Below are 296 nucleotides of genomic sequence, written 5' to 3'. Positions count from 1 at the left end.
CAAGGAAGTGACCAGCAACTTGGCGTTCAATCGTCCGTTTCATCATCGCTTTGATTTCAGGAGCCAAATCACGGTCAGCAGTAATAACATCCTGGCGTTGGCGATAGATGATTTCACGTTGCTCACGCATCACATCGTCATATTGAAGGACTTGTTTACGTGAGTCGTAGTTGTTCCCTTCTACACGCTTCTGGGCAGATTCGACTTGACGTGTCAACATTTTAGACTTGATAACAGACTCTTCTTCTGTTAGATTCATACGCTCCATAAATACTTTGATGCGTTCTGAACCAAAG

General features: G+C 43.9%; 1 pseudogene. It reads right to left on the bottom strand.

Annotation, left to right across the window (positions count from 1 at the left end):
* Positions 1–296: pseudogene (locus C1E99_RS00590) on the bottom strand (preprotein translocase subunit SecA); the annotation flags it as partial.

Origin of the sequence: Streptococcus suis (assembly GCF_002964045.1) — a bacterium.
Lineage (GTDB): Bacteria > Bacillota > Bacilli > Lactobacillales > Streptococcaceae > Streptococcus > Streptococcus suis_U.
The sequence above is the reverse complement of the archived record's forward strand: the minus strand, read 5'-3'. Positions and strand labels throughout refer to the sequence as shown.